We start from the raw sequence: 25837 nt of genomic DNA on the forward strand, positions 1-25837 counted from the left end.
CCATGGCTGAAATCGTTCTCGACAAGGTTTCCAAGCGCTACCCCGACGGCGCGCTCGCGGTGTCCGAAGTGGACATCACGATCGCCGACGGCGAGTTCATCATCCTCGTCGGCCCGTCCGGCTGCGGGAAGTCGACCACGCTCAACATGGTCGCCGGGCTGGAGGACATCTCCTCCGGCGAACTGCGCATCGACGGCAAGCGGGTCAACGAGAAGGCCCCGAAGGACCGGGACATCGCGATGGTGTTCCAGTCGTACGCGCTGTACCCGCACATGAGCGTGCGGGAGAACATGGCGTTCCCGCTGCGGCTGGCCAAAGTGGACGACAAGATCGTCCGGTCCAAAGTGGAGGAAGCGGCGCAGATCCTCGACCTGACCCAGCATCTCGACCGCAAACCGGCCAACCTGTCCGGCGGGCAGCGGCAGCGGGTGGCGATGGGCCGGGCGATCGTCCGCAACCCCAAGGCGTTCCTGATGGACGAACCGCTGTCCAACCTGGACGCGAAACTGCGCGGCCAGATGCGGACGTCGGTGTCGAAGATCCAGAAGCAGCTCGGCACGACCACGCTGTACGTCACGCACGACCAGACCGAGGCGATGACCCTCGGCGACCGCGTCGTGGTGCTGCGGGCCGGGTATGTGCAGCAGATCGGTTCGCCGCAGTTCCTCTACGACAACCCGGCGAACCTGTTCGTGGCCGGGTTCATCGGCTCCCCGTCGATGAACTTCGTCCCCGCGACGCTGAAAAACGGCGAGCTGCGCAGTTCGCTGGGCACGACCCCGCTGACCGACCGGATCCGCCGGATGGCCGAGGCGGCGAACGCCCCGCGCGAGGTGATCATGGGCATCCGCCCGGAGCACTTCGAGGACGCCGCCCTGGTCGAATCGGGCCGGGAGGGCGCGACGTTCACCGCGCACGTGGACGTCCTGGAGTCGATGGGTTCGGAGAAGTTCGCGCACTTCACCGTGGACGGCGAAGCCGCGACCTCGGCCGAACTGGCGGAACTGGCCGCGGACAGCGGTTCGGCCGACGTCCCCGGCGCGGAATCGCTGATCGTGGCCCGGCTGTCGGCCGAATCGGCGGCCGCGGAGAACCAGGACCTGCAGATGTGGTTCGACGCGGACAAGGTGAAGCTCTTCGACCCGTCCGACGGCCGGAACGTCACCTACTCCGACTGAGTTGCCAGTCCGTGAAGGACTCCTTGAGGGAATCAGATTCCGTCAAGGAGCCCTTCACGGGATCCGCGAAAAGATCGTCGCAGCAGCGGTGCGGGCGGCGGGGCAAGCAGCTTCCCCGCCTGCGCCGCTGGTGTCGACCACGCTCACCGTCGCCTGCTCCGCGCGTCCCGGAGTGGCCGGGGAGGGCTGCACCGTCCGGACGCGGCAGAACGCTCCGTCGGCCGCCACCCGTGCGGTCCGGTTGCCGAGCGTTTCCGACGGTCCTGCCGGAGCCTGCCGCACCACCGCGAACTCCAGGCTCACCTTGTCGAGGATGCAGGAATGCCCGGCGAACCCGGCCGTCGCGTCGGCGCCCTGCGCGCCGGACGCGCTGAGGATCGCGCAGGAATCCACCCGTCCCCACGACCGGTCCGGCAACTGCGGATGCCGTACCCGGTTGCCGGTCACCGCGTCCAGCACCCCGCCGACCACGTCGTCCGCCGCGGTACACCGATCCTCCGCACTGCCGCTGTCGTCCTTGTCCGTGATCGAGACGGCAAGCCGAACCCCGTCGGCGAACGTGACCGCCCGCCCGCACGTCCGCGGGGGCACGAACCCGGCCTGCTGCACCGAAACCCCGTCCGGCACCTGACCCGGATACGCGTACGCCTGCACATTGGGATCGCGATCAGCGGCAAGCGGCCCGATGGTGACCGTCCGGGGCCGCCCGGCCTGCACGAAGTCCGCCTGGCAAGCGGTGAACGAGGAATCTGGCGTGTCGGCAGTGCTGTTCTTGAGCCGTTTCGGGTCGAGCAGGCTGCAGTAATCGAGCGTGGCGAAGTCCCCGAGCGCCGAGATCGCGGTCAAGGGCACCGGCGTGGACTGCGTCGGCGCCGTCGTCGGGGCAGACTCCGCGGCACATCCGGCCGTCGCGGCGAGCAGCACCGAACAGCCGACTGCGAGGACTCCGAGTGGGTTACGCACGGGGTGCAGTATCACCGTGAGTGGCGAAAAATCCAGCCCTCGCCGGGAAATCCCACACTTCGCTGCGTCATCACCGCTGGTCGGGCGGTTTCGGACGGGTGGCGGGATACGGCGGTGCCTGAACAATCCGCCGACCTTGATCAGCCGACCCACGTCAAGGTGGTGTTCGAACTCCCTTCCGAGGGCGACGACTGGCCGCCGGTGAGCAGGGAAGGGCTGTGGGCGGTCCCGCTCGGACCGGATCACGTCCGCCTGGCCAGCATTCCGTGGTTCGCCCGGGGCGCCGCCGAAGGCGACGTCTTCCGCGTCGAGCGGGACGAGGAGGGGGTGCTCCGGCCGGTCGAACGGGTGGAATGGTCCGGGAACTGCACCATTCGGATGATCGTCTGGGCGGACGGCCCGTTCGGCGGCGACCTCGGCCGGGCGATCGACCATTTCGCCCCGTTCGGCTTCGAGGGCGAACAGTTCAGCCAATTCGGCATGGTCGGGTTCACGGTCCCGCCGGGAGCGAACCTCGCCGAGGCGAAGCGTGCGCTGCAGGAGGGCCGGGCGGACGGTTCGTGGGCCTACGAGGAGGGCTGCGTCAGCGACGCATGGCTCGCGGCCGGATCCTGACCTGCGAGTTCCCGCCCCGACCCCGACTTCTCCCCACCGCCGCGCCCCAACCCCTTAGGGGTCCAGATCGTCCCCCGGAGCGATGTGCCCGGACGCCGGACGTGGTGACATAGAGGTACGAACCCAAACGGGAGGGGAAGACGATGACCGCACCTGTCACTCGCCGGTTGAGCCGGCCGCGGGAGGGGCGCATGATCGGCGGCGTCTGCGCCGGGCTCGCCCGCCGCTTCGGGACCACGCCGGGCAAGGTCCGGGTGCTCGCGCTGCTGTCGTGCCTGCTGCCGGGGCCGCAGTTCGTCGCGTACCTGATCCTCTGGGCCATCATCCCCAACGACTGAGCAGACCATCGAGCTCGATCGGCCCCCTGCCGCCGCCAGACGGGAGGGGGCCCTTCTCATTTCCGCTCGGCGGAAAACCGCTCCCAGGCCGATTGCCGTGTCACTCCGAGCGCCTCGCCGATCCGCGCCCACGCCACGCCGCGGTTCCGCAGCAGGTCCACCTGTTCCTGGATCCGCGCGTCCGTCTGCGCGCTGACCTTCGCCATCCGCGGGATGCTCTCCAGGATCTCCTCGTCCGTCTTCCGCTCCCACAGCGTCACCTCGGGCGTTCCCGGCTCGTGTTTCCCGGCCAGGATCTGTTCGCACAATCCGACGCAGCCGTCGCAGATGTAGACGCCGGAGCCGGCGATCAGCTTGGCCACCTCGTCGGCCGGTTTGAGGCAGAACGAGCAGTACGAAGTCATCAGCAACCTCCTGGTGTCAGGATCATCCTGACACGTCAGGGGTGGCCTGACAAGTCACCGCTGGGAGCGCAGCGTCTCGATGACCTCCTCGTCCCAGCGATGCGTCCGGATCAGCCGGTACCGCTCGCACGCGACCCACAGGTATGCCTCGGCCTCGGTGCGGTCGCCGATCAGATCCGCTTGCCGCAGCATCGCCACCACCGGCGTGAATTCCTCGTCGAACCAGCGTTGCGCGACGGTCGCGCGGTCGGTGAACCGGCCTTCGTCCTGCATGAGCCGGAAACCCCACGCTTCGACGTGCTCGCCGAGTTGCGCGTAGTTCCACGGATCCGTCATCAGCACCGACGCGCGGGCGTGTCCGGACAGCGGGACTCGTTCCAGGAACAGCCGCCGGTAGTCCTTCACGATCAGGTCGCCGCGATACCGGATGCCGCTCGGGTCCAGTTTGGTGCGCACGACCGTCACCGAAGCTTCTATTGTGGACAGTCCTTGCGCCAGCGCGACCGAAACCCGGTGATGGCCGTCGATGATGAAGTGCAGCTCGCCGATCCGGTACACCTCGATCGGCGGGATCGCTTCGCCGCGCCGGGCGGCCAGTGCGAGCCGTTCCCAGCGTTGCCGGACGCGGGCGGACGTCGGGCGGAAGCGGCGGTCGAAATCGCGGCTCCGGTCGACGGTGCCGACGATCGAGTCCAAAGTGATCACTCGCGTCCCGATCCGCGTCTCGCTGACGTAACCGAGCGCCTGCACCACTTCGTGGAACGGCAGCATGATGTTGACGTCGTCGGGTTCGCGGCGCAGCCACGTGGAAAGCCGCGACAGCACCTGCCTGCGGCGGGCGCGCAGGAAGTCGTTTTCGGCGTCGGCACGCGGGAAACCGGTCGGTCGGGTCATCGCGGGAACTCCATCACCTGATAGCCCACCACATTGCGGATCCGGGTACGGCCTGCCACGCGATCGGGCACCGGTTCGCCGTGCGGGTGGATGTGTCCGTGCAGCAGCCACTGCGGCCGCAGGGTGTCGATCGTTCGGTGCAGACAGGTGAAACCTTGGTGCGGCGGGTCTTCGCGGTCGCCGAGATGCCGCGGCGGCGAATGCGTCAGCAGGATGTCGATTCCGTTGCCGTCGCGCCATTTCCGCCAGCGGAACCGGCGCTCCAGCCGCCGGGCCCGGCGCGCCTGCTGCCGCTGCGTCCATTGATTCGGGCCGTCGCGGTAGCGGATCGAACCGCCGAGCCCGGCGATGCGGAGCCCGGCGACGTCGACGATCCGGCCGTCGGCGTTGATCCCGCCTGCCGGGCCCGGCCATTCGGTCGGGAAACCGTCCTTCATGGACAGTCCGCCGTAGCGGGTGAAGCCGCTCAGGTCCGGATCGTGATTGCCGGGGACGAACACGCACGGCACGTCGAGCATGCCGGCGAGGAACTCGAGATACGCGAACGGCAGATCGCCGGCGGCGACGACGAGGTCGACCCGCAGCGAGCGGACCGCGGAGGTCCACAGCCGCTCGTCGGCCTCGTCGGCCACCACCAGCGCTTTCGGCATGCGCCAAGGTTACGGCGCACGCGGCGTCACTTCATGCCGTGCGCGAACCCGGGGTTGAGCGCGATCATCGCGACGATGCCGACGATCCAGACGAGGCAGAGGGCGAGAGCCCAGAACTTGAGGTTGGACAGCAACCGGGACATGACGAGACAAACCTCCTGCGACCGGGGGAAGAAAAGGGGACCGCGAGGGCGGCTACAGCCAGCCGTTCTTCCGGAATATTCGGTACAGCAGCAGACAGATCGCGAGAATGATCGTGACCACGATCGGATAGCCGAACTGCCAGTGCAGTTCGGGCATGTAGTCGAAGTTCATGCCGTAGATGCCCGCGACCATCGTGGGCACCGTGATGATCGCCGCCCACGCGGTGATCTTGCGCATGTCGGTGTTCTGCTGCAGCGAGATCTTCGCGACGGTCGCGTCGACCAGGGTGCTGAGCAGTTCGTCGAACGCCGCCACGCGTTCGGACACGGTGGCGAGGTGGTCGGCGACGTCGCGGAAATACGAGCGGACCTCGTCGGGCACCAGCCGCGTGTAGCCCTCGGCGAGCCGCGACACCGGCGTGGCGAGCGGGACCACCGCGCGCCGCAGTTCGAGCACTTCCCGCTTCATCAGGTAGATCTGCTCGGCGCTCACCGACGAACGCGGCGCGAACACCTGCGCCTCGATCTCGTCGATGTCCGCCTCGATCCGGCTGGTGACCTCCAGGTAGTGGTCGACCACGTGGTCGGCGATGGCGTGCACGACCGCCGCCGCGCCGAGGGCGAGCCGCTCCGGGTCGTCGTCGAGGTCGCGGCGCAGCCGGGCGAGCCCGGAGTGGTTCCCGTGCCGGACGGTGATCACGAAATCGCGGCCGAGGAACACCATCAGCTCGCCGGTTTCCACGATCTCGTTCGCCGTGGTCGGCGACTGGTGCTCGACGTAGCGGACTGTCTTGAGCACCAGGAACAGCGTGTCGTCGTAGCGCTCCAGCTTCGGCCGCTGATGCGCCTCCAGCGCGTCCTCGACCGCCAGTTCGTGCAGGCCGAAGGTGTCCGCGATGCCCTGGATCTGGTCGGAATCGGGCTCGTGCAAGCCGATCCAGACGAAACCCGCGTGGCGCTTGCGCACCTCGCGGATCGCCTCGGCGTGCGTCCAGCGCCCGGGCAGCCGCTTGCCGTCGACATACACCGCGCAATCGACGACATAGGCCGACAGCGGCACCGGGATCGGCCGGTCGAGATTGGCCTTGGCCCGGTTGTTGCCGCGGCCGCGAAGGCCGCCTAGCGAGGGAATGGCAGGCATGGGTTCTCCTGGGCAGGCGTCGTGAAGCACGAAGACGACGGCCAGGCGGACTGCGGGGGTCCGTCCGGCGGCACCGTGAGTTCCCGGACGCGGGCTACCAGGAAGGGAGAAGGCCGGCCGGCGAGGCGGGAACGCACGTACTACTAGGGAGCGGACTATCACCACTGCTCATGAGCGGTTCCTCACCTCCTTTCGGCCGGGACACGCCAGGGCGTGCGAAGTGGCAGGGGTCGCGTTGACGCGCGATCACCGATGGTCGAGGGTACTCCTCACCACGGATACGTGTCGCACCTGGTTCGGCAGGTGTTACCCGGACAGGAGGCGCAAGCGTGCAATTCGGCCGGTATTACGAGGAGTTCGAGGTCGGCGCGGTCTACAAGCACTGGCCCGGCAAGACCGTCACCGAATACGACGACCATCTGTTCTGCCTGATCACGATGAACCACCACCCGCTGCACCTGGACGCGCACTACGCGGGCGAGACGACCGATTTCGGCAAGAACGTCGTGGTCGGCAACTACATCTACTCGCTGCTGCTCGGCATGTCGGTGCCCGACGTGTCCGGGAAGGCCATCGCGAACCTCGAGGTCGAATCGCTCAAGCACGTCAAGCCGACGTTCCACGGCGACACGATCTACGGCGAGACCGAGGTGCTCGACAAGACCCCGTCGAAGTCCAAGGACGACCGGGGAGTGGTGTACGTCGAGACGCGAGGGTACAAACAGGACGGCACCATCGTGTGCATTTTCCGGCGCAAAGTGATGGTGCCGAAGCGGTCCTACGGCGACACCCGCGGCGGGGAGCAGCCCGGCCGTCCGACGCCGCACGAGTGATCGATCCGCCGAAGGGGAGCACGGGTGGCCATCGCCCTGGAGAAGATCAAGCAGACGCTGCGCAAGTTCGCCGAGGTGGAGGCGCGCGGGGTTTCGCCGCTGTATGACCACCTCGCCACGCACGCGGCCGAGGACGACGACGTCGCCGCGCTGCTGACCGACGCTCGCGGCGGCGAAGCGCGCGGGACCTTGCTGTTCGCCGCCGCGCACCGGCTGGTGCAGGCGGATCCGATCCATCCGCTGTCGCGGTACTACCCGTCGGTCGGCGGTTTCGACGGCGTCGACAGCGAGACGTGGCCGTTGTTCCGCTCGTTCCTGCTGGAACGCGCGGACCAGGCCCGCGAGATCATCTCGACCCGCTACACGCAGACGAACGAGGTGCGCCGCGCCGCGCTGCTGTACCCGGCGGTCACGGCGGCGGCGAAGGAAGCGGGCGGCAAGATCGCGCTGCTCGAGGTCGGCTGCAGCGCGGGGTTGCTGCTGGGGCTCGACCGGTTCGGCTACCGCTACCAGTGCGACGGCGGCGAACAGCTCGCGGCGGGTCCGGCGAAGGCCGCTGTCGGGCTGCACTGCGCGATCGACGTCGCGCCTGGTGCGAAGCTGCCCAAGCTGCCGAAGAAGGTCGCTGTGGCGGCCCGAGCGGGCCTGGACCGGGCACCGGTGGACCTCTCGGACGAGGACGAACTGGCGTGGCTGGAGGCGTGCGTCTGGGCCGACCAGGTCGACCGGATCCGGCTGCTGCGCACGGCTGCCGCGGAACAGCGGAAGCACGCGCCGGAGCTGATCGCCGGGGACGCGGTGGACGACCTGGCCTCGGCGGCTGCGCGACTGCCCGAGGAACTGCCCCTGGTGGTGCTGACGAGTCACGCGCTGGCGTACCTCGGGGACCGGCGGGCGGATTTCGTGGCCGAGCTGGCTCGGTTGTCCTCGTCCCGGCCGGTGTGGTGGGTGAGCCAGGAGTTCTACCGAGCCGGGCTGGAGACCGTCATGCCCGGCCGGGACGACCTGTCCTCGGACGGCGCGGCCGCCGGCGAGCCCGCGATGGCGGTGCTGGGGCTGACGAGCTGGGTCGGCGGGGAACCCGAGGCCCGCGCGCTGGCCAGGACGGCGCCGCACGGGCAGCGGATGACCTGGCTGCCGTGAGCTGATTCGTGCGCGGCGACCGCGGCTGGAACCGTGATCGCCGCGCACGACGTCGCTCGGTGCCGCTCGGCATCGCTCGGGCGCCGTGAGTAACGTGTGTCACATTCACCCCATCAGTCACACTGTCCCGCACGCGCCCGCGCCGCCGGACTGATGCGTGTCCGGCGATATCGAATACGCGTTCCGCGCATTTTCCGTGCTCATCGCGGATGCTTGAACGATGGGGAAACTTTCCGACAACTCCGCAATGCGTTCGCAATCGCGGACGCCGCCGGAGGCAATACGGAAATAGCCGCTCCGGATTACGCGGCGGGCCACTCATTCCAGTCACGCAGCGTTATGAGCAACTGGTCCACCAGGTGGCCCGCTTCGTCCAGATTGACCAGTTCGGCCGAGTTGACCCACCGCGCGTCGGTGGCGTCGTCGCCGGCGGTGAGGATTCCGCCGGTCCACGTGCATTCGTAGTCGTGGATGTCGTAGTTGCCGCGGACGACCGAGCCGGTCAGTGTGTGCGGTCTCACGTCGAGCCCGGTCTCCTCGCGGAGCTCCCGGACCACGGCTTCGTGGTCCGTTTCGCCCGGTTCCACCCGGCCGCCGGGCAGCGACCACTGGCCTTTGCCCGGATCGTTCGCGCGCCGGATGAGCAGGAGTCTGCCCTGGTCGTCGAACACAATTCCGCCCACGCAGCGCTCGAGGCCGTCCATGCCACGAAGGTAGCCGAACCCGGCCGCGCCCCCTAGCGTTCGGGAACCTGTACACGGAGAGTAGCCGTACGGTACACTTCGAGCGCCTGGCTGACCCATGCGCGGGACTTTCCTCCCGCGTGAGTGGTCAGTGCGGTACAACGTAGAAAGTCAGTTTTCCGGGTGTCATGGAAGAGACGGGATTGATCGCTGTGAACGCGAAGAAGCTTGCGGGACTCGTGGGTATCGCGTTGGTGCTGTTCTTCGTGATCGCTCAGCCGGGCCATGCTGCTGGTCTTGTCAGCAACATTGTGGACTTCCTCCGCAGCTCGGCCGAATCGGTGATCACGTTCGTCAGCAACATCTTCCACTGACGACAGGGGATACCCTCGAACCATGTTCGCGCCACGCGACCCTGACGAGTACCTTCTCGACACCGAGCGGCGGGTCATCCGGATCCGCCGCCACTGGGCGGTGCTCCTCTGGGACACGTTCGAGGCAGCCGCGCTGCTGATCGTGTGCGTGCTGGTGTCGTATCTGCTGCCGCCCTCGCTGTGGGTGGTGCAGAACATCCTCTGGTACGTCGCGCTGGCGGTGGTGCTGCGGTTCGCCTACGTGATCATCGAGTGGTGGGTCGAACGGCTGGTCGTCACCGACAAACGGTTCGTGATGACCACCGGCGTCTTCACCACCAAGGTGCTGATGATGCCGATCAGCAAGGTCACCGACCTCACCTACCAGCGTTCGGCCTGGGGCCGGATGCTGGGCTACGGCACGATGGTCGTCGAATCGGCGGGCCAGATCCAGGCGCTGAACCGGATCGACTACCTGCCGCGGCCCGAGGAGTTCTACGACACGATCTCCGAGCTCGTGTTCGGCGACAAGCAGAAGCAGGCCGAACGGTTCTCGATGATCAAGGCGCAGCGCGCGGCGCGGGGCAAGAAGCCGGTCGGCTGACCTCGGGGCGCGTCGGCCCTGGTCCCGGTGCCGAGGTGACGCAGCGCATCGTCGAGAATGGGTCCGATGCGCATCGACCTGCACGCCCACTCCACGGCCTCCGACGGTACCGACAGCCCTGCCGAGCTCGTCGGCGCTGCCGCGCGTGCCGGTCTCGACGTCGTCGCGATCACCGACCACGACACCACCGCGGGCTGGGAACCGGCCGCCGAGGCCCTGCCCGCCGGCCTGACGCTGGTGCCGGGCGCGGAACTGTCGACGGTCTCGATCGACCCGGACACCGGCTACGAAATCAGCGTGCACCTGCTCGCGTACCTCTTCGACCCGGCCGCGCCCGCGATCGTCGCGGAACAGACGCGGCTGCGGATCGAACGGCGCACCCGGTTGCGGCGGATGGCCGAGCGGATGGCCGCCGACGGCCTCCCGGTCGACGCCGACGAAATCCTGGGCCTGCTGCCGGCGGACTCGCCCGCGGGGCGGCCGCACCTCGCGCAGGCGCTCGTCCGCGCCGGGCTGGTCAGCTCCGTCGACGAGGCGTTCAGCGACTATCTGCACAGCCGTCGCGGCTATTACGTCGCGCGCCGCGACACCCCGGTCGAGGACGCGATCGACATGGTGACCGCGGCAGGCGGGGTTACCGTGATCGCGCACCCCTTCGCCTTCAGCCGCGGCGCGACGATCAGCGAGGACACCCTGCGTGACCTGGCGGCGCGCGGGCTGACCGGCGTCGAGGTCAACCATCCCAACCACGATCCGGCGACCCGGGTGCGCACCCGGGAACTGGCCGACGAGCTGGGCCTGGTCCGCACCGGGTCCAGCGATTACCACGGCACGAACAAGACCATCGGGCTCGGCCAGGAAACGACCGAACCGGACCAGCTGGAGGAATTGGTGGGGCGGGCGACCGGCTTCCAAGTGGTGAAAGGCTGAGATGGCCGTCTCGGATTTCTTCGACGCGAAGCTTTTCATGAGCGCGACGATCACCCTCGTCGTGATCATGGACCCGCCGGGCACCGTGCCGGTGTTCCTGAGCCTGGTCGGCCGCAAGCCGATGGCGACGCGGGTGAAAGCGGCCCGGCAGGCGGTGCTGGTGTCGCTGCTGGTCATCTCGCTGTTCGCGGTGGCAGGGCAGGCGATCCTGGCGTATCTGGGCATCGGCATCCCGGCACTGCAGGGCGCGGGCGGCTTGCTGCTGTTGCTGATCGCGCTGCAATTGCTCACCAGCAACGCGGGCAGCAACGAGCCCGAGGCGGCCGAGGACGTCAACGTCGCCCTCGTCCCGCTCGGCACGCCCCTGCTGGCCGGTCCGGGCGCGATCGCGGCGACCATCGTGTTCGTCCGGCAGGCTGACGGACACCTCGGCGCGTACATCGCGCTGGCGCTCGCGATCGTGACCGTGCATTTCGTGCTGTACACCTGCATGCGGTTCTCCGGCGTGGTCATCCGGCTGATCAAGGAAAGCGGCATCACGCTGCTGGCGAAGATCGCCGGCCTGCTGCTCGCCGCGATCGCCGTCGAGCTGGTCGCGAATTCCGTGCAGGGCTTCATCGCGGGCGGCTAGCCCACGCCGGAAAGTGTCGGTGGTGGTGCGTAGCGTGGGCGTCGATGGAAGGGGGCGGCGTGAAAGAACAGATGGGGTTCGACTTCGGCGTCGAGCAACCGCAACGGCTTACCAAGGTCTCGCCCGCACGGCTGAGCACCTTTGACGATTGCCCGCGCCGGTACCGGCTGGCTTATCTCGACCGGCCGACACCGCAGCGCACCGGGCCGTGGGCGCACAGCACGCTGGGCGCGGTGGTGCACAACGCGTTGCGGGCGCTTTTCGACCTGCCGGTGGCGAAACGGACGCCGCAGCGCGGGATCGCGCTGGTGGCCGAGCACTGGAAAGACGCCGGTTTCGCCGACGACGACCAGGCCGCGCGCTACCGTGCGCGCGCGAAGGGCTGGGTCGCGGAGTACGTGGAGGACAACGACGTCAGCGACGACCCGGTCGGCCTTGAACGCTGGGTGTCCGCCCCGGTCAGCACCACCGGCGGCCGCCCGACGATGATCATCGAAGGCCGAGCCGACCGGATCGACCAGCGCGGCGGCGAACTGGTGATCGTGGACTACAAAACCGGCCGCCGAGCCCCGGACGAACACGAGGCCCGCGCGTCGCAAGCGCTGGCGATGTACGCCGTGGCGGCCACCCGCACGTTGCGCATGCCGTGCACGAAGGTCGAGCTGCACCATTTGCCGTCCGGCACGATCGCCGCGGCGGAACACACGCCGGAAACCTTGAAGCGGCACCTGGAACGCGCCGAGGAGACCGCGGGGGATTTGCGGTTGGCAGCAGATACCCTTGACGCAGGCGGCGACGGAGACACGTTGTTCCCCGCCCGCCCCGACCGCCGCTGCGCATGGTGCGACTTCCGCCCGAGCTGCGTGGCGGGACAGCAGACCGCCCCTGCCGCGCAACCGTGGGATTTGCTTGCGCCGTAGGGGGTTTCCCGAGACGTGGATTGGACCCGAGGATCGTGGCGTCACCGGACATCGAAAAACCGTCCCGCGGCGGGGCTGGTGCTGCGCATGGTCGCGACGCTGGCCGGGGCCGTGGAGTCGCGGGTGATGGGTCGGTTCACGGCGTAGCAAGGAAGGATTCTGCTGCTGTGTCGACGAATCTTGCCGCGGGATCTGGCGGGGTTCGTGACGGTCGTCGTGTCAAGGACGCCAGCTCGCATGCGGTCAGCACGGCGGGGAACGGCCGCGCGGACACGCGCGGTGCCGCGATGTCGCATGGTGGAAGCGATAGCGCGGCATGGGGCAGCGGTGTTGCGGCGGAGGATGCTGCTCTGACTGGTTCTGAGGCGAAGCGCGCTGCGATGGCGTCGCGGAGTTCAGCGGCGGAGGACAGCGCCGGGTTCGAGGTTATCCATGACTCGACCGCCGCCGATGGTCTTGTGCCTGGCGAGGATGCGGTTATCCATGATTCGGCGCTGCCAGACCGCGCGACCGGCGAAGACGAAGCGCCAGTCAAGGCGGCACCCGAGCGCCATGAGTCGTCCGTCAAGCGGAAGCCGCGTGGGCGGTGGTGGCGTGGGTTCACCGGGTCGGTCGCCGCGGGGCTGGCGGTCCTGGCCCTCGGGGTGCTCGTGGTCGGCGTGTTGTGCCTCGTCAACGGAGCACCCGGGCCAGGTCCGCTCAAGCTGGTCGGGCATCCCGTCGCTGCGGTGATTGCGCTTGTGCTGCAACGGGTTGCCGACCGTCGCGTCGGGAAAGTGGCGGTCGGGGCGGGTGCCGGGGTGCTGGTCGTCGCGGGCGCGGCGTTCAGTCTGTTGTGGTGGTTCTGAGGGAGGTCAGCGCAGGGCGGCGAGGGTCGGGCCGCGTTGTTCGAGCAGTACCGGGCCTAGTGCGGTGAGGCGGACTGGGCCCGTGTAGGCACCGCGGTCGATGCCGACTGTGCGCAGCGTTGCGCCGTTCATTTCGTTCAGCACGGCCAGGCCGCCGCGGATGGGCACGACCAACTGGGTCGCGAAGGTGATTCCCGGGCCGAGCGTGCCGTCCAAGGTCCAGCGCGGGGACAGGTCGTCTCGGGACAGGGCAACGGTTTTGGAGCCGGTGTACCAGTAGATCCCCGCAGCGGTGCGGGTCGTCGCCTCGGTGCCGCCGACCGGGTCGTTCGCGGTGTCCGCGGCGGGGAGATCCATGGGGTAGGCGGCTTTTTGCGAACCGTCCGCGCCGTACACGACATACAGCTTCTGGTCGGGCAGCAGCACTCCGGTGAGGTCGCCCGACATCGCGATGACCCGGGCTCGTTTGCCGGCCAGCAGGGCGGTGTAGGTGACCTTCGGTTCGTCTTCGTGCTCGGCGGTCGCCTTGTAGACGGTCAGGCGGTCCGTGCGATCGCCGGGGCAGCGTTCGATCACGCCGATTTTGTCGGCGCCCGCTGCTACCGTGCCGTAAGTGCAGTTGGGGCGGGGTTGTTTGTTCGCGTTTTGCAGGAAGGGGACTTTGCCGTACTCCATGCTCTTCACGAGATCGTCGCGCCACGTGTCGAGGAGATGTTTGCCGGTCGTCGTGACGTGGCTGCCGTCGTTGATCAGGCGGGTGCCCAGCTCGGCGTCGCCGTTGCGCTGAGCGGTGATGCGGCCGGTCGCGGGGTCGAGTTGCGTGACCTCGCTGCAGCCCATGGACTTGTGGTACACCGCGTTCACCCGGCCCCATGCGGTGTCCACAGTGCACAGTTGCAGATTTTCGCGGGTGTAGTGCCAGCGGATCTGCCCGGTGAGCGGATCGCGGCCGGCGACCTCGCTGCCGTCCGCGGTCACGACGGAGTCGGACTGTCCGATCGGGATCGGCGTCGCGGAACTCGGGGCCTGCCACAGCTGTGTCATCGACCCAGGCACGGAAGTCGGCGGCGCGGGGAGGGCATGCGGCGGATCGGCCAGCGCGCGGCTGGTGTGCAGATTGTCGCTGTTCATCGCGACGATCGCGGTGACCACCGCGACCACGACCACGATCGCCCCCGCGATCACCCGGTCCCGCCCCCGATTCCACGGCGAGCGACGGGCTTTCCCTGGCGGCGCAACGGAATCCGCGGCGGCGGGCTGGCGGGGGAGGAGGTTTTCGGAACCATAGGGCTCGGCGGAGGTGCTGCTGACCCCGGCGGGTTCGTCGGTGACGCGCGCGATCGGGCCGGTTTGCTCCTCGGGAGTGACCGGGGGGATCGCGGCGTGGGCACCTGCGGGGGAAGCCTTTTCGTGCGCAGGCTCGATCGGCTGACCGGTTTGCGGGCCTGGCGTGGCGGGAGTGTCTCCGGCAGCGCGGGAGGCTGCTGCGGGGGGCTGATGAGGCTCGGCGGGAGCTTCGTCGGCGGCGTGTGCGGCGGAGTTTCCGGCGTGCGAGCCAGGAACGGCTGATGCTGCGGGAGTGTTTCCAGCAGCGCTGGAGACTGCAGAGGACCTGCGGGGCTCAGCGGGAGCTTCCTCGGCGGAGTCTCCGGGCTGTGTGCCGGGAGCGGTCGGTGCTGCGGGAGTGTTTCCGGCGGTGCTGGAGGGCCGGTGGGGTTCGGCGGGAGCTTCGTTGGCGGCGTGTGCGGCGGAGTTTCCGGGCTGTGTGCCGGGAGCGGTCGGTGCCGCGGGAGTGTTTCCGGCGGTGCTGGAAGGCCGGTGGGGTTCGGTGGCAGCTGCGTCGGCGGCGTGAGCGGCGGAGTCTCCGGGCTGCGAGCCAGGAACGGCCGGTGCCGGGGAAGCGCTTCCAGCAGCACCGGAAACCGCCCCGGTAGAGCCCGCAAACGGCTCCTCTGCTGCAGCGGAAGCACCGTCGGCAGCGGAAGCAGCCGACTCCCCGGCAGGCGATCCCGAAGCGTCCCCACCAAAACCAGAGCCCACAACAGCGGAATCCCCAGACAACGAAACGCCCCGCTCAGCGGAAGGCACCTCGCCCACCCCAGCAGGGGCCTCGTCCGGGACGTGCTCCCCGGCCGGATTATCCGGCCGGGGGCGTTCGTCGGGATTCGCGGGAGTGCCCGCTACGTTCGATCCGGGTTCGGGGGGCGTTTCGTCGGTGCCGTTCCCGTGGTCGTTCACGTAACTGACTCCCGGTGTGTCGCTCAGTCTGCCGACGCAGGTGTATCAGATGCGGACGGACGACGGCGACGGCGGCGGCGTGCCGGGCGGTCTCCGGTTTCTCCGGAGTCGGACGTCGTCGCGGGGGTGGCGTTGCCCGCGGAGGTCGCCGGGCCGGTCGCGTCTGCTCCCGAGCGGGTGCGGCGGCGGGTCCGGGGGCGGTCTTCCTGCTGGTCCGAGGCAGCCGACGCGGCGTCGGCGGCTTCGATGGCCGCGGCGGAGCGGGCGCCGCCTCGGGTTCGTTTGCGCGGGGCGCGGTTGCGCTTGCGCGGGGCTTCTTCTTCCGCGGCGGGCGAGGAAGGACCGTTCGCACCACGACGGCCTCGGCGTTTGCCGCCCAGGTCCTCTTCCTTCTCGGCGGACAGGCCGGCCCGCGTGCGCTTCGACAGCGGCAGGCGGCCCTTCGTGCCCTCCGGAATGCCCAGGTCGCTGTACAGGTGCGGCGACGACGAGTACGTCTCGACCGGCTCTGCCAGGTCGAGGTTCAGCGTGTCCGAGATCAGCTTCCAGCGCGGTTCCTCGTCCCAGTCGACGAGCGTGACCGCGACACCGGTGCGGCCCGCGCGGCCGGTGCGGCCGATGCGGTGCACGTAGGTCTTCTCGTCCTCCGGGCACTGGTAGTTGATCACGTGCGTGACGTCGTCGATGTCGATGCCGCGCGCCGCGACGTCCGTGGCGACCAGGACGTCGACCTTGCCCGAGCGGAACGCGCGCAGTGCCTGCTCGCGGGCGCCCTGGCCGAGGTCGCCGTGCACCGCGGCCGCGGCGAAACCGCGTTCCACCAGGTCGTCGGCGATCTTCTGCGCGGTGCGCTTGGTGCGGCTGAAGATCATCGTGAGCCCGCGGCCCTCGGCCTGCAGCGCCCGCGCGATCAGCTCCGTCTTGTCCATCGAGTGCGCCCGGTACACGAACTGCGAGGTGCGCTCGTGGATCGCGCCGGCGTCGTTCTCCTCGGCCCGGATGTGCGTGGGCTGGTTCAGGAACGTGCGCGCGAGCGTGATGATCGGGCCCGGCATCGTGGCGGAGAACAGCATCGTCTGCCGCTCGTCCGGCACCATCCGGAGGATCCGCTCGATGTCCGGCAGGAAGCCGAGGTCCAGCATCTCGTCGGCCTCGTCGAGGACGAGCCCGCGGATCTTGCCCAGCACCAGGTGCTGCTGCTCGGCGAGGTCGAGAAGCCGTCCCGGCGTGCCGATGACGACGTCGACGCCCTTGCGCAGCGCCTCGATCTGCGGCTCGTACGGCCGCCCGCCGTAGATCGCCAGCGTGCGGATGCCGAGGTGCTTCCCGGCGCCCTTCAGGTCGTTCGCGACCTGGATGCACAGCTCGCGCGTCGGCACCACGACCAGCACCTGCGGGGTGCCGTCGCCGGGCACCTGCACGCGGTGCAGCAGCGGGACGCCGAAGCCCAGCGTCTTGCCCATGCCGGTGCGGGCCTGGCCGATGAGGTCGTCGCCGGCCATGGCGAGCGGCAGGGTGAGCGCCTGGATGGCGAACGTGTGCACGATGCCCGCTTCCGCGAGCGCTTTGACGATTTCCGGCTTCACACCGAAGGACTCGAACGTCGGCGCCTCTTCGGTCACCGGTGCACCGGCCTGCAGCGGGTGCGACGTGTCCAGCGCGGCCGGTCCGTTTTCGCTGTGCTCGAGAGCGACAGCGGCGGTGGCCTGCGCGGTTTCGGTCTGTTCGGTTGTGGACTGTTCTGCGGTCAGGGTGATCGCCTCTCTCGTGACCAGCGCGCACAGGCCGGTTGTCACTCGACACTCGACCGGGGGCCTGACTCACGCCGCGGCCTCGTCTGCGGAGGCCTGTGGCGCCGGAGCCGCCCTCCCGGGAATGCCGCTAGGAGGCGTGCACGCACACTTGCGGCGAACCCCGGCCGCCCTGGTGGCACCGGCCGTTCGCCTGGTTCCCGCCGCTGTCGGGGCCCTCGAAAAAGGGCGGTCCGGCGCGGCGAAGCTCTGTTTATCCGACCCCACTGTACCTGGTCAGGTGTTTTCCGGGGAATACCGGGAGCGGGCGGCGCGGCGTGGGATCGGTCTCTTCGCGGCGCGGGCCTGCGGTTCGGCGATACCCTCGTCGCCGTGACCGACCCCGCCGAAGCCGCGCCCGCAACTTCCCCGCCCGCGATCAGCGAAGGCGTCGTCGACCTGCTCGGCGTGATCGCCTACCTCGAACTGTCCGCGTTCGACCGGATGGCCGAGGACGCCCGCAGCGCGCCGACGCTGGCCGGCCGCGCCGCGCTCGCCTCGATGGCGGCCGCCGAGATCGGGCACCTCGACCTGCTGACGAAGCATCTCGCGGCGAACGGCGTCGCGGTCGAGGACGCGATGGCCCCGTTCGTGTCGCAAGTGGACGCCTGGCACGGCTCCACCCGGCCGAAGTCGTGGCTGGAGTCGCTGGTCAAGGCGTATGTCGGGGACGGGCTCGCGGCCGATCTCTACCGCGAGATCGCGAACTGGCTCGATCCGGAGACCAAGGACCTGGTGCTGACCGTGCTCGCCGACACCGGGCACTCCGCGTTCGCCGAACGCGAAGTCGCCGCCGGGATCAAGGCCGATCCGAAGGCCCGCGACAAGCTCGCGCTGTGGGGCCGCCGGCTGCTCGGCGAGGCGCTCACCCAGGCCCAGTACGTGGTGGCCGAGCGCGATGGCCTGGCCGAACTGATCGTCGCCGGGTCCGGCGATCTCGCGGGAATCGGCGCGCTGTTCCGCCGGTTGCAGCAAGGGCACACCAAGCGCATGCAGGCGCTGGGGCTGGGCTGAGCGAGTGGTCGCGAATCACCTGCTGGTCGCGCGCCACCGCGGCGGCCCGCTTCGGTTAGCCTTGCCGGGCGTAGTCACAACGAGTTTCCAGCGGAGGTCCCACGTGGAGGTCAAGATCGGCATCAAGGACACGCCGCGCGAGCTGGTGGTGTCCAGTGGCCAGACTCCCGAAGAGGTGGAGAAGCTGGTCGCCGAGGCGCTGACGGCCGGTGACGGGCTCTTCCGCCTCAACGACGAGAAGGGCCGCAAGTACCTGGTCCCGTCCGACCGCATCGCGTACGTCGAGATCGCCCCGTCCGACGTCCGCAAGGTCGGGTTCGGCGTCGGCGACTGATTCAGCCGTACACGCGAAAGGCCGCTCCGGAGCACAGCTTCCGGAGCGGCCTTTTTCGTGGTTCAGGCTGTTGCTTCTTCGACCTCGGCCAGCGTTTTCGGGACTGAGAACGGGGGCGTGGAGGTGCCGGTGAGCCGGTAGCGGCCCCACGGATCCGGATCGGACAGCTCTCCCTCGGCGGTGTGCTCGCCGACTCGCACCTCGCAGGCCTTCTTGCGCCCGCCGACCGCCTCGGCCAGCTTCGGGTTCGCGGCGACGCGGCCGTACCAGTGGTAGTACCCGTCGATCGGCTGGAAATAGCCGCGCAGATCGAGGTCCGCGGCGATCTCCGTGCCGTCGACGACCAGCGTCGCCGAGCCCGTGTAGCCGTCTTCGTCGCTCATCCGGGGTCCTCTCGTCAGCCGGCCTCGTCGCCGGCGGCGGTGTCGTTCTCGGTGCGTCCGAGCTGGACGACCTTGTTCTCCTCGAGCGGCAGGTTCGGGTCGATCACCACGCCTTGCTGGCGGGTGAGCCCGTCGATCGCCGCCCAGATGATCTGGGTGAGGTACTCGACCACCGAATCGCGGCCCATCGAACGCCGGTCCAGCCACCATTCGCCGGTGCTCTGGACCATGCCGACGATCCCGTGCGCCCACGGTTCGGCCGCGCCGGAGTCCATGTTGAACATCCGCATGTAGTCGCCGAGCAGGGCGGTCAGCGCGGTCGCGATGACCTCCTTGTCCTCCGCGACGACGTCCGAATCGGTGGTTTTGCCCGGCAGTCCGCCGTGTGCCAGCAAGCGGTACAGGTTCGGGTGCTCTTCGATGACGCCGAAGAACGCGTCGAGCGCCATCCGGATCCGCGGCACCGGCGCGAGTTCCGCGTTGATCGCCGGGATCAGCCGTTCGAAAAGGATCTCCGTGCCGCGCTGGCCGAGTGCGACGTACAGGTCGGCCTTGTCCTCGAAATGCCGGTACAGCACGGGTTTCGTGACGCCCGCTTCCGCGGCGACGTCCTCCATGCCGAGGTCTGGACCGTGCGCGTCGAGCGCGCGCAGGGCCGCTTCGACGAACTCCGCGCGACGGGCGATGCGGTGCTTGCGCCAGCGATCGCGGCGCGCGTCCCCGGTGCTCGTTTCGGTGTCGGCCGCCTGCTTGCCGGACTGCTTGCTGGAGCGCTTGACACGTTCGATCACGGCGGTCATGCTACCAGAGGTAACTGTTACCACGGGTTACATGTTCTGGAGCACAGAGCCCGGGGCAACAGGCGGGACGCGGCTTCTCGATTCAACGGCGAGTCAGGCGCTGGAAGGGGCTGATGATGACGCGGACGCTCAAGGTGACCGACCGGGAGGCGACGGCACAGCGGTTGCTGAAGTCGGCGGCGAACAAGTTCTACGACCCGGACGTCGACATCGACTGGGACGCGCCGCTGGTCGAGGGCAAGCGGTACATCCTGCCGGAGCGCTCGTCGCTCTACGGCACCCCGCTGTGGGACCGGCTGAGCCCGGAACAGCGGATCGAGCTGGGCAAGCACGAGATGGCCAGCATCGCGACCACCGGGCTGTGGTTCGAGATCCTCCTGATGCAGATGCTGCTCAAGGAGGTCTACGCACAGGACCCGACGACGGCGCACGCGCAGTTCGCGCTCACCGAGATCGCCGACGAGTGCAGGCACTCCACGATGTTCGCCCGGATGTCCGCGCGGATCGGCTGCCCGACCTACGGCCCGGTGCCGGTGCTGCGGCAGTTCGCGAAACTGATGCCGACCATCTCCTACGGCCCGGCGCGCTACGGCGCGATCCTGGTCGCCGAGGAGGTGCTCGACCGGCTGCAACGCGAGCAGATGAACGACGACCAGATCCAGCCGCTGGTCCGGATGGTCAACCGGATCCACGTGCTGGAGGAGGCGCGGCACGTCACCTTCGCCCGCGAGGAAGTCACCCGCGGGATGGCGAAACTCGGCCGCGCGGAGGTCGCCTACCAGCAGTTCAGCATCGCGCTGATCTCGTACTTCGTGACGCGGGCGTTCATCAACCCGAACGTCTACAAGGCGGTCGGGATCCGGCCGCGCGAGGGCGTCGAGACGGCGCTGAACAACCCGCACTGGCGCGCGACGATCGCGTGGGCCGGGGAGAAGATCATGCCGTTCCTGCAGGAGTCCGGTCTGGTCGGGTTGCCAGGGAAACCGTTCTGGCGCAAGTCTTTCCTGTTGCCGGAGGGCAAATGACTACCGTCGAGCGGCTGCGCAATCCGGCTCGTGAGCACCGGTTCGTGACCAGTGACGGCTGTGCGCTGCACGTCGAACTGAGCGGCCCGGCCGATGCCGCGGTGACGCTGGTGCTGGTGCACGGCTGGACGCAGGACCACCGCACGTGGGACGGCGTCATGGACCACCTCGGCCCCGGCGTCCGGACGCTGCGCTACGACCTGCGCGGGCACGGCGGTTCCGCGCCCGCGACCAAGGAAACCGGCACGATTCCGCGGCTGGCCGACGATCTGGCCGAACTGATCGCCGCGCGCGTGCCGTCGGGTCCGCTGGTGCTCGCCGGGCATTCGATGGGCGGCATGACCATGATGGCGCTGGCCGAACGGCATCCGGAACTGGTCCGGGACCGGGTGGTCGGCGCGGCGTTCGTGGCGACGTCCTCGGGGCAGATGGACAGGATCACGTTGGGGCTGCCCGGAATGGCGGGCCAGTTCTCCGCGCGGTTCGAGCGCAGGCTGGCGAAAGCGTTGTCGCACCGCAAGGGCGAGCGGCTGCCGTTGAGCCCGGCGATGGTGCGTTCGGGCGCGCGGTTCCTCGTGTTCGGGGAGCATCCGCGCCGCGCGGACCTGCGGCTGGTCGCGGATCAGCTGTTGTGCGCGCATCCGGCGAGCCTGGGCGCGTTCCAGGACGCGATTTCGACGCACGACCGCCGCGTCGCGCTGGCGACCTTGCGCGGTACGCCGTCCGTCGTGCTGGCGGGGGAGAAGGACCGGCTTTGCCCGCTGCCGCACGCGAAAGTGATCGCGGACGAGCTGCCGGACGCGGAGTTTGTCCGTTTTCCCGGTGCTGGGCACATGTTGCCGCAGGAGCGGGCGGGCGAGGTCGCGAAACGCATCGGGGCGCTGCTGCGGGTTTCGTGACCCTTCGCGTTCGCGCTCGTACCTGTCTGTCGGCTGGTCCCGGCCGCCCGGCGCTGTCACGCTGGGTGGCTGGGATGTCGCCGACAGACAGGACGGGTGCATGGGGCAGCCGCTGAGCGCGCACGTCAACCGCAGCCTGATGGCGATTTCCCGGCGGGCGGAGAGCGTGGACCGGCACACTCTGGCCAAGACCTTCGTGGTGGCCGGGTCGTTTTCGGCGATGCTGCATTCGGCTGACCACCAGATCTTCTACGGCCGCCGCGGCACCGGGAAAACGCACGCCTTGCTGTATCTGGCCGATCTGGTCGAGGAAACGCACGATGTCGCGGTGTACCTGGATCTCCGCACGATCGGGTCCACCAGCGGGCTGTATGCGAATCAGCAGCTGCCAGTGTCGCTTCGAGGCACGCAGCTGCTGGTCGACACGCTGGAAGCGGTGCACGAACAGCTGCTGACCACGGCGATCGAGACGCAGGTGTTCGATCAAGGAGGCTTGCTGCAGGGCCTCGACGAGCTGACCGAGGCGGCGACGACGGTCGAGGTCGTCGGCAATGTCGAGCGGGAGACGACCGTCGGCGGTTCAGCCGAGCAGGCGACCAGCGCCGGGGCTTCCGCGTCCTGGGGACCGGGCGGTCCGCGCGGCCGGGTGACGATGTCGGGCAGCAGCCGGCAATCGGTGACGGCTTCGGATCGCTTGCGGCGCACCGGAACCGAGCATCATCAGGTCATTTTCGGGCCGCTCAGCCGGGCGCTGGCCCGGGTCACGGCCGCGTTGGCGCCGGCCCGGCTGTGGCTGCTGCTGGACGAGTGGAGTTCGATTCCCCTTGAGCTGCAACCGTTGCTGGCGGATCTGCTGCGCCGCAGCGTGCTGCCGACGCGCGGGACGACGGTCAAGATCGCGGCGATCGAACGCCGGTCCCGGTTCCGCGAACCGGGCCGCGACGGCGATTACGTCGGCATCGAGGTCGGCGCGGACGCGGCCTCCGCGGTCAGCTTCGACGACGTGCTGCTGTTCGACCACGGCCGGACCCAGTCGAGACAGTTTTTCGCCGAACTCTTCCTTAATCACGTACGACCGCGGATGCCGATGACCGACGACCCGGCGGAATTCGTGGCCACGGCGTTCAGCCGCACCGCGTTTCCCGAACTCGTGCGCGCGGCCGAGGGCGTGCCCCGCGACGCGATCAACATCGCCGCGCTGGCCGCGCAGCACGCGAATACCGCGACGATCGGGATCCGGCACGTCCGGCAGGCCGCACAAGATTGGTACCTGCGCGACAAATACGCCGCCATCGCCGGGAACGAACCGGCCTTGACGACGCTTCGCTGGCTGGTGGACGAGGTGGTCGGCCGGCGCCGCTCGCGTACTTTCCTGCTCGAGCACGCCAGCGGCGCGCACGACGAGACCATGCGCGATCTGCACGACGCCCGGCTCGTTCACCTGGTACGGCGCGGGATCGTCAACCGCAAGCGGCCGGGAACGCTCTACGACGGGTTCGCCATCGACTACGGCTGTTACGTCGCCTTGTTGTCAGACAGCGAACAACCGTCGCGGCGAAGCAAAGCCGACGCCTGGCTGACCGATCCGCACGGCGCGCTGCCGGACCATCTCGAACAGCTGCTGGTCGAACTGCCCGGAGCGGCGAGATCGGTGCCCCGCCAGCGAAAACCGCGCGAATGAGCTAGCGGAGCCGTTCGAGCGCGGCGACGGTGGCCGGGACGTCTTCCCAGATCGGCGAGTGCCCGGTCTCGACGGTGACGAGTTCGCTGTCCGGCAGGTGGTCGACGAGGTGCTGGGCGTCCGCGAGCGTGCGGGCGCGGTCGTGGATTCCGTGCAGCACCGCGACCGGGCAGCGGATCGCCGCGAGCCGCGGCGTGAGGTCCAGATTCCGTTGGCTCGTCAGGACTTCCAGCGCGGCTTCGGCCGGGACGCGGGCGGCGTAGTCGAGCAGCTGAGTGCGCAGATCCGGCGGCAACGGCGCGGCGAAGGACCGGTCGAGGACGGCTGCGTGCAGGTCGGGACCCCATTCGGTGGCGATCGTGGCGAGGATCCGGTCGACGTCGCCGTGGCCGCGCATGTGCGCGCCGGTGTTCGCGAGCAGCAGCGCCGAAACCAGGTCCGGCCGGGTGGCCGCGACCGTCGCCGCGACGCAGCCGCCCGTGGAGTGCCCGATCAGGGTGACCGGGCCGCCGTGCTGTTCAATCCGGTCGGCGACGCGCGCCGCGATGTCCTCGATCCGCCACGGACCCGGTGCGGTCATCCAGTCGACCGCGTCCAGTCCATCGGGCAGCGCGGCCGCCAGCGGTGCGTAGATCAGCGGGCTGCACAACGTGCCCGGCACCGCGACCACGCGCACGGGCGTCAGTTGTCCTTGAGCGGGAAACCGCCGCCGATGCCGCGCCAGGCGAGGTTCGCGGTGAGCGCCACCGCGTCCTCGCGGCTCATCGACTGGTTGTGCTGCAGCCAGTAGCGCGCGCTGACCTGGCTCATCCCGACCAGGCCGACCGCCAGCAGACGGGCCTTCTCCTCGTCCAGCCCGGCGTCGGAGGTGATCGTCTCGGTGATGGCCTCGACGCTCGCCGAGGTCGCGCGGTCCACCGCCTCCTGCACGGCGGGCTCGCCGCGGAGATCGGATTCGAAGACCATGCGGAACGCGCCGGCGTCGTTGTTCACGAAGTCGAAGAACGCCCCGACCGTGGCCGGGACGCGCTGGCGGTTGTCCGTGGTGGAGTTCAGCGCGCCCTGCACGCGGCCGACGAGGTCGTCGACGTGGCTTTCCAGCAGCGCGATGTACAGGTCGAGCTTGCCGGGGAAGTGCTGGTAGAGGACCGGTTTGCTGACCCCGGCCTCCTCGGCGATCTCGTCCATCGCCGCCGCGTGGTAGCCGTGCTCGGCGAAGACGCGCTGCGCGGCCGTCAGCAACTGGGCCCGGCGCTCCGTCCGGGGCAACCGGACGCCTCGTTGCAGTCGCGCCATCTCCGTCATTCTTCCTCCGTCCGCAGCCTTCGCCGGGCGGGTTCACCACCGCGTGAAGTGAATCTGACATTACCCGTGGGTACGCCCGAAATGCCAAGGGTCAGGCATCCTGGACCGGTGACCACCACGACCTCCCGCCCCGCCGCCGCGGCGGCGGTCCGCCCGCCGGTGACCCAGGTGCCATTGTCGACTACGCCCCTTCCGCCGCTCGACGGGGCGCTGCCTGCCTGGCCGGGAACGGTCGAGGACGGCCTCCACATCCGGCACACGCCCGGTCCGGACGGCACGCCCGCGGTGTACGTGCACGGGCTCGGCGGGTCGTCCACGAACTGGACCGACCTCGCCGCGCTGCTCGCCCCGACCGCGGCCGGACAGGCCGTTGACCTGCCCGGATTCGGCTATTCGGAGCCCGCGGAAGGATTCGCCTACAGCCTCGACGACCACGCCGACGTCATCGCGAGCAGGCTGGAACGGCTCGGCGAGCCGGTGCATCTGCTCGGCAACTCGATGGGCGGCGCGATCTCGCTGCTGGTCGCGGCGCGGCGGCCGGAGCTGGTGAGAACTCTCACCCTGATTTCCCCGGCGATGCCGGACCGCCGCCCGGACCCGCGCAGGCTGTCCGATCCGCTGATGGCGCTGGCCTACCTCCCGGTGGTCGGGGCGCGGGTGCGCCGCCGGATGGCCGGGATGACCGCCCGCGAACGCGCCGCGCAGGTCATCAAGCTGTGCTTCCACGATCCGTCCCGCTTCCCGGACGCCCGGCTGGACGAACTGGTCGAGGAGCACGCCGCGCGCGCCGGGTTCCCGTGGGCGCTGGCCGCGATGGAGCGCAGCACGTTCGGCATCTTCCGGCGCTGGACCGCGCTCGGTGCCGCGTCGCTGTGGTCGGTCGCCAAACAGGTCCAGGCCCCGACGCTGGTCGTCTGGGGTCTCCACGACCGGGTGATCTCGGTCAAGCGCGCGCTGCGGACCGCGCAGACGATTCCGCACGCCCGGATGCTGGTCCTCCCGCGCACCGGACACGTTGCGCAGATGGAACGTCCGCACGTGGTGGCCAAGGCCGTGCTGGGTCTGTGGGAGGGCGCGGACAAGGGCTCCTGGTAGCC

29 protein-coding genes are annotated in these 25837 nt (G+C 69.3%); 17 read left to right on the forward strand and 12 right to left on the reverse strand.

Annotated elements, in window-relative coordinates; genetic code table 11:
- Positions 1 to 2: 2 nt before the first annotated feature.
- Positions 3 to 1178 carry an ABC transporter ATP-binding protein gene (locus tag WA670_RS36385; protein ID WP_336160789.1) on the forward strand — a complete coding sequence of 392 codons (1176 nt, stop codon included), beginning with the start codon at positions 3 to 5 and terminating at the stop codon, positions 1176 to 1178.
- 54 nt (positions 1179 to 1232) lie between these two features.
- Here WA670_RS36385 and WA670_RS36390 read toward each other — a convergent pair whose 3' ends face one another.
- A complete protein-coding gene (locus tag WA670_RS36390) occupies positions 1233 to 2141 on the reverse strand; it encodes a hypothetical protein (RefSeq protein ID WP_238608506.1) in 909 nt (302 codons plus the stop codon).
- Between the two features lie 114 nt (positions 2142 to 2255).
- Here WA670_RS36390 and WA670_RS36395 point away from each other — a divergent pair, with 114 nt between their 5' ends.
- A complete protein-coding gene (locus WA670_RS36395; RefSeq protein ID WP_238608505.1) occupies positions 2256 to 2756 on the forward strand; it encodes a DUF4265 domain-containing protein in 501 nt (166 codons plus the stop codon).
- A 143-nt stretch (positions 2757 to 2899) separates the two neighbouring features.
- Complete coding sequence (locus tag WA670_RS36400) at positions 2900 to 3094, forward strand: PspC domain-containing protein (RefSeq protein WP_051172855.1); 195 nt, start codon at positions 2900 to 2902, stop codon at positions 3092 to 3094.
- A 56-nt stretch (positions 3095 to 3150) separates the two neighbouring features.
- Here the strand turns inward: WA670_RS36400 and WA670_RS36405 are convergent, their stop codons facing one another.
- From WA670_RS36405 to corA, 4 genes are all read right to left on the reverse strand, one after another.
- Positions 3151 to 3498: a ClpX C4-type zinc finger protein gene (locus WA670_RS36405; RefSeq protein WP_037815884.1), complete on the reverse strand. Its 348-nt coding sequence runs from the start codon at positions 3496 to 3498 to the stop codon at positions 3151 to 3153.
- A 54-nt stretch (positions 3499 to 3552) separates the two neighbouring features.
- On the reverse strand, positions 3553 to 4392 hold the full coding sequence (locus WA670_RS36410; protein WP_238608504.1) for a DUF4032 domain-containing protein: 840 nt from the start codon (positions 4390 to 4392) through the stop codon (positions 3553 to 3555).
- Positions 4389 to 5042, reverse strand: a complete 654-nt coding sequence (locus WA670_RS36415) for a metallophosphoesterase family protein (RefSeq protein ID WP_043836938.1) — start codon at positions 5040 to 5042, stop codon at positions 4389 to 4391. Before WA670_RS36415 ends, WA670_RS36410 begins: the two co-directional genes overlap by 4 nt.
- 195 nt (positions 5043 to 5237) lie before the next feature.
- Positions 5238 to 6326, reverse strand: coding sequence for a magnesium/cobalt transporter CorA (gene corA / locus WA670_RS36420; protein ID WP_037815877.1), 1089 nt, complete (start codon positions 6324 to 6326; stop codon positions 5238 to 5240).
- Between the two features lie 329 nt (positions 6327 to 6655).
- Here corA and WA670_RS36425 point away from each other — a divergent pair, with 329 nt between their 5' ends.
- Complete coding sequence (locus WA670_RS36425; RefSeq protein WP_037815874.1) at positions 6656 to 7159, forward strand: MaoC family dehydratase; 504 nt, start codon at positions 6656 to 6658, stop codon at positions 7157 to 7159.
- Positions 7160 to 7189: 30 nt separating this feature from the next.
- Positions 7190 to 8302, forward strand: coding sequence for a DUF2332 domain-containing protein (locus WA670_RS36430; RefSeq protein WP_442893158.1), 1113 nt, complete (start codon positions 7190 to 7192; stop codon positions 8300 to 8302).
- A gap of 302 nt (positions 8303 to 8604) precedes the next feature.
- Here the strand turns inward: WA670_RS36430 and WA670_RS36435 are convergent, their stop codons facing one another.
- A complete protein-coding gene (locus WA670_RS36435; RefSeq protein WP_336160797.1) occupies positions 8605 to 9006 on the reverse strand; it encodes an NUDIX hydrolase in 402 nt (133 codons plus the stop codon).
- Between the two features lie 167 nt (positions 9007 to 9173).
- Between WA670_RS36435 and WA670_RS36440 the strand changes: the two genes are divergently transcribed.
- From WA670_RS36440 to WA670_RS36465, 6 genes are all read left to right on the forward strand, one after another.
- Positions 9174 to 9359 (forward strand): hypothetical protein, encoded by a 186-nt coding sequence (locus tag WA670_RS36440; protein ID WP_037815868.1) that lies wholly within the window; start codon positions 9174 to 9176, stop codon positions 9357 to 9359.
- Between the two features lie 22 nt (positions 9360 to 9381).
- Complete coding sequence (locus WA670_RS36445; protein ID WP_037353298.1) at positions 9382 to 9942, forward strand: PH domain-containing protein; 561 nt, start codon at positions 9382 to 9384, stop codon at positions 9940 to 9942.
- A 66-nt stretch (positions 9943 to 10008) separates the two neighbouring features.
- On the forward strand, positions 10009 to 10872 hold the full coding sequence (locus tag WA670_RS36450; protein ID WP_199817818.1) for a PHP domain-containing protein: 864 nt from the start codon (positions 10009 to 10011) through the stop codon (positions 10870 to 10872).
- Position 10873: 1 nt separating this feature from the next.
- The gene (locus WA670_RS36455) at positions 10874 to 11503 is read left to right on the forward strand and encodes a MarC family protein (RefSeq protein ID WP_009072963.1); all 630 of its coding nucleotides are present in this window, start codon (positions 10874 to 10876) and stop codon (positions 11501 to 11503) included.
- A gap of 71 nt (positions 11504 to 11574) precedes the next feature.
- Entirely contained in the window at positions 11575 to 12423 is an 849-nt protein-coding gene (locus tag WA670_RS36460; protein WP_037816395.1) for a RecB family exonuclease, read from the forward strand.
- Between the two features lie 167 nt (positions 12424 to 12590).
- Entirely contained in the window at positions 12591 to 13271 is a 681-nt protein-coding gene (locus WA670_RS36465) for a hypothetical protein (RefSeq protein WP_336160802.1), read from the forward strand.
- Between the two features lie 6 nt (positions 13272 to 13277).
- Here the strand turns inward: WA670_RS36465 and WA670_RS36470 are convergent, their stop codons facing one another.
- Positions 13278 to 14612: an Rv3212 family protein gene (locus WA670_RS36470; protein ID WP_336160906.1), complete on the reverse strand. Its 1335-nt coding sequence runs from the start codon at positions 14610 to 14612 to the stop codon at positions 13278 to 13280.
- A gap of 920 nt (positions 14613 to 15532) precedes the next feature.
- Positions 15533 to 17131, reverse strand: coding sequence for a DEAD/DEAH box helicase (locus WA670_RS36475; protein WP_336160908.1), 1599 nt, complete (start codon positions 17129 to 17131; stop codon positions 15533 to 15535).
- 501 nt (positions 17132 to 17632) lie between these two features.
- Between WA670_RS36475 and WA670_RS36480 the strand changes: the two genes are divergently transcribed.
- Together WA670_RS36480 and WA670_RS36485 are read left to right on the forward strand one after the other, a co-directional pair.
- Positions 17633 to 18313, forward strand: a complete 681-nt coding sequence (locus tag WA670_RS36480) for a ferritin-like fold-containing protein (protein WP_199817816.1) — start codon at positions 17633 to 17635, stop codon at positions 18311 to 18313.
- 103 nt (positions 18314 to 18416) lie between these two features.
- A complete protein-coding gene (locus tag WA670_RS36485; protein ID WP_009072973.1) occupies positions 18417 to 18647 on the forward strand; it encodes a DUF3107 domain-containing protein in 231 nt (76 codons plus the stop codon).
- Between the two features lie 62 nt (positions 18648 to 18709).
- Here WA670_RS36485 and WA670_RS36490 read toward each other — a convergent pair whose 3' ends face one another.
- The gene (locus tag WA670_RS36490) at positions 18710 to 19030 is read right to left on the reverse strand and encodes a DUF4873 domain-containing protein (protein ID WP_037815862.1); all 321 of its coding nucleotides are present in this window, start codon (positions 19028 to 19030) and stop codon (positions 18710 to 18712) included.
- Between the two features lie 14 nt (positions 19031 to 19044).
- Positions 19045 to 19830, reverse strand: a complete 786-nt coding sequence (locus tag WA670_RS36495; protein WP_037815860.1) for a TetR/AcrR family transcriptional regulator — start codon at positions 19828 to 19830, stop codon at positions 19045 to 19047.
- 116 nt (positions 19831 to 19946) lie between these two features.
- On the opposite strand from WA670_RS36495, the gene WA670_RS36500 reads away from it, so the two are divergent.
- The 3 genes from WA670_RS36500 to WA670_RS36510 all read left to right on the forward strand — a co-directional run bounded on the left by WA670_RS36500 (position 19947) and on the right by WA670_RS36510 (position 23435).
- Positions 19947 to 20855 carry an AurF N-oxygenase family protein gene (locus tag WA670_RS36500; protein WP_037816391.1) on the forward strand — a complete coding sequence of 303 codons (909 nt, stop codon included), beginning with the start codon at positions 19947 to 19949 and terminating at the stop codon, positions 20853 to 20855.
- Entirely contained in the window at positions 20852 to 21754 is a 903-nt protein-coding gene (locus WA670_RS36505) for an alpha/beta fold hydrolase (RefSeq protein ID WP_037815858.1), read from the forward strand. The genes WA670_RS36500 and WA670_RS36505 overlap by 4 nt, the downstream gene beginning before the upstream one ends.
- A 100-nt stretch (positions 21755 to 21854) precedes the next feature.
- Positions 21855 to 23435 carry a hypothetical protein gene (locus tag WA670_RS36510; protein WP_336160805.1) on the forward strand — a complete coding sequence of 527 codons (1581 nt, stop codon included), beginning with the start codon at positions 21855 to 21857 and terminating at the stop codon, positions 23433 to 23435.
- A 1-nt stretch (position 23436) separates the two neighbouring features.
- Here WA670_RS36510 and WA670_RS36515 read toward each other — a convergent pair whose 3' ends face one another.
- Both WA670_RS36515 and WA670_RS36520 read right to left on the reverse strand, forming a co-directional pair.
- Positions 23437 to 24111: an alpha/beta fold hydrolase gene (locus WA670_RS36515; RefSeq protein WP_336160807.1), complete on the reverse strand. Its 675-nt coding sequence runs from the start codon at positions 24109 to 24111 to the stop codon at positions 23437 to 23439.
- A 5-nt stretch (positions 24112 to 24116) separates the two neighbouring features.
- Positions 24117 to 24740 (reverse strand): TetR/AcrR family transcriptional regulator, encoded by a 624-nt coding sequence (locus WA670_RS36520; RefSeq protein WP_009072985.1) that lies wholly within the window; start codon positions 24738 to 24740, stop codon positions 24117 to 24119.
- 81 nt (positions 24741 to 24821) lie between these two features.
- Here WA670_RS36520 and WA670_RS36525 point away from each other — a divergent pair, with 81 nt between their 5' ends.
- Positions 24822 to 25835 carry an alpha/beta hydrolase gene (locus tag WA670_RS36525; RefSeq protein ID WP_442893157.1) on the forward strand — a complete coding sequence of 338 codons (1014 nt, stop codon included), beginning with the start codon at positions 24822 to 24824 and terminating at the stop codon, positions 25833 to 25835.
- The last annotated feature ends 2 nt before the right edge of the window (positions 25836 to 25837 follow it).

It is taken from the genome of Amycolatopsis sp. VC5-11, from assembly GCF_037034185.1.
Taxonomy (GTDB): Bacteria; Actinomycetota; Actinomycetes; order Mycobacteriales; family Pseudonocardiaceae; genus Amycolatopsis; species Amycolatopsis nivea.

What these genes read in the sequence shown, in the direction of transcription:
- WA670_RS36410 (WP_238608504.1), bottom strand. Translation starts at nt 4,392, where the DNA reads ATGACCCGACCGACCGGTTTCCCGCGTGCCGACGCCGAAAACGACTTC.
- WA670_RS36385 (WP_336160789.1), top strand. Translation starts at nt 3, where the DNA reads ATGGCTGAAATCGTTCTCGACAAGGTTTCCAAGCGCTACCCCGACGGC.
- WA670_RS36435 (WP_336160797.1), bottom strand. Translation starts at nt 9,006, where the DNA reads ATGGACGGCCTCGAGCGCTGCGTGGGCGGAATTGTGTTCGACGACCAG.
- WA670_RS36495 (WP_037815860.1), bottom strand. Translation starts at nt 19,830, where the DNA reads ATGACCGCCGTGATCGAACGTGTCAAGCGCTCCAGCAAGCAGTCCGGC.
- WA670_RS36505 (WP_037815858.1), top strand. Translation starts at nt 20,852, where the DNA reads ATGACTACCGTCGAGCGGCTGCGCAATCCGGCTCGTGAGCACCGGTTC.
- WA670_RS36455 (WP_009072963.1), top strand. Translation starts at nt 10,874, where the DNA reads ATGGCCGTCTCGGATTTCTTCGACGCGAAGCTTTTCATGAGCGCGACG.
- WA670_RS36415 (WP_043836938.1), bottom strand. Translation starts at nt 5,042, where the DNA reads ATGCCGAAAGCGCTGGTGGTGGCCGACGAGGCCGACGAGCGGCTGTGG.
- WA670_RS36440 (WP_037815868.1), top strand. Translation starts at nt 9,174, where the DNA reads ATGGAAGAGACGGGATTGATCGCTGTGAACGCGAAGAAGCTTGCGGGA.
- WA670_RS36445 (WP_037353298.1), top strand. Translation starts at nt 9,382, where the DNA reads ATGTTCGCGCCACGCGACCCTGACGAGTACCTTCTCGACACCGAGCGG.
- WA670_RS36520 (WP_009072985.1), bottom strand. Translation starts at nt 24,740, where the DNA reads ATGACGGAGATGGCGCGACTGCAACGAGGCGTCCGGTTGCCCCGGACG.
- WA670_RS36405 (WP_037815884.1), bottom strand. Translation starts at nt 3,498, where the DNA reads ATGACTTCGTACTGCTCGTTCTGCCTCAAACCGGCCGACGAGGTGGCC.
- WA670_RS36510 (WP_336160805.1), top strand. Translation starts at nt 21,855, where the DNA reads ATGGGGCAGCCGCTGAGCGCGCACGTCAACCGCAGCCTGATGGCGATT.
- WA670_RS36450 (WP_199817818.1), top strand. Translation starts at nt 10,009, where the DNA reads ATGCGCATCGACCTGCACGCCCACTCCACGGCCTCCGACGGTACCGAC.
- WA670_RS36500 (WP_037816391.1), top strand. Translation starts at nt 19,947, where the DNA reads ATGACGCGGACGCTCAAGGTGACCGACCGGGAGGCGACGGCACAGCGG.
- WA670_RS36400 (WP_051172855.1), top strand. Translation starts at nt 2,900, where the DNA reads ATGACCGCACCTGTCACTCGCCGGTTGAGCCGGCCGCGGGAGGGGCGC.
- corA (WP_037815877.1), bottom strand. Translation starts at nt 6,326, where the DNA reads ATGCCTGCCATTCCCTCGCTAGGCGGCCTTCGCGGCCGCGGCAACAAC.
- WA670_RS36490 (WP_037815862.1), bottom strand. Translation starts at nt 19,030, where the DNA reads ATGAGCGACGAAGACGGCTACACGGGCTCGGCGACGCTGGTCGTCGAC.
- WA670_RS36525 (WP_442893157.1), top strand. Translation starts at nt 24,822, where the DNA reads ATGCCAAGGGTCAGGCATCCTGGACCGGTGACCACCACGACCTCCCGC.
- WA670_RS36460 (WP_037816395.1), top strand. Translation starts at nt 11,575, where the DNA reads ATGGGGTTCGACTTCGGCGTCGAGCAACCGCAACGGCTTACCAAGGTC.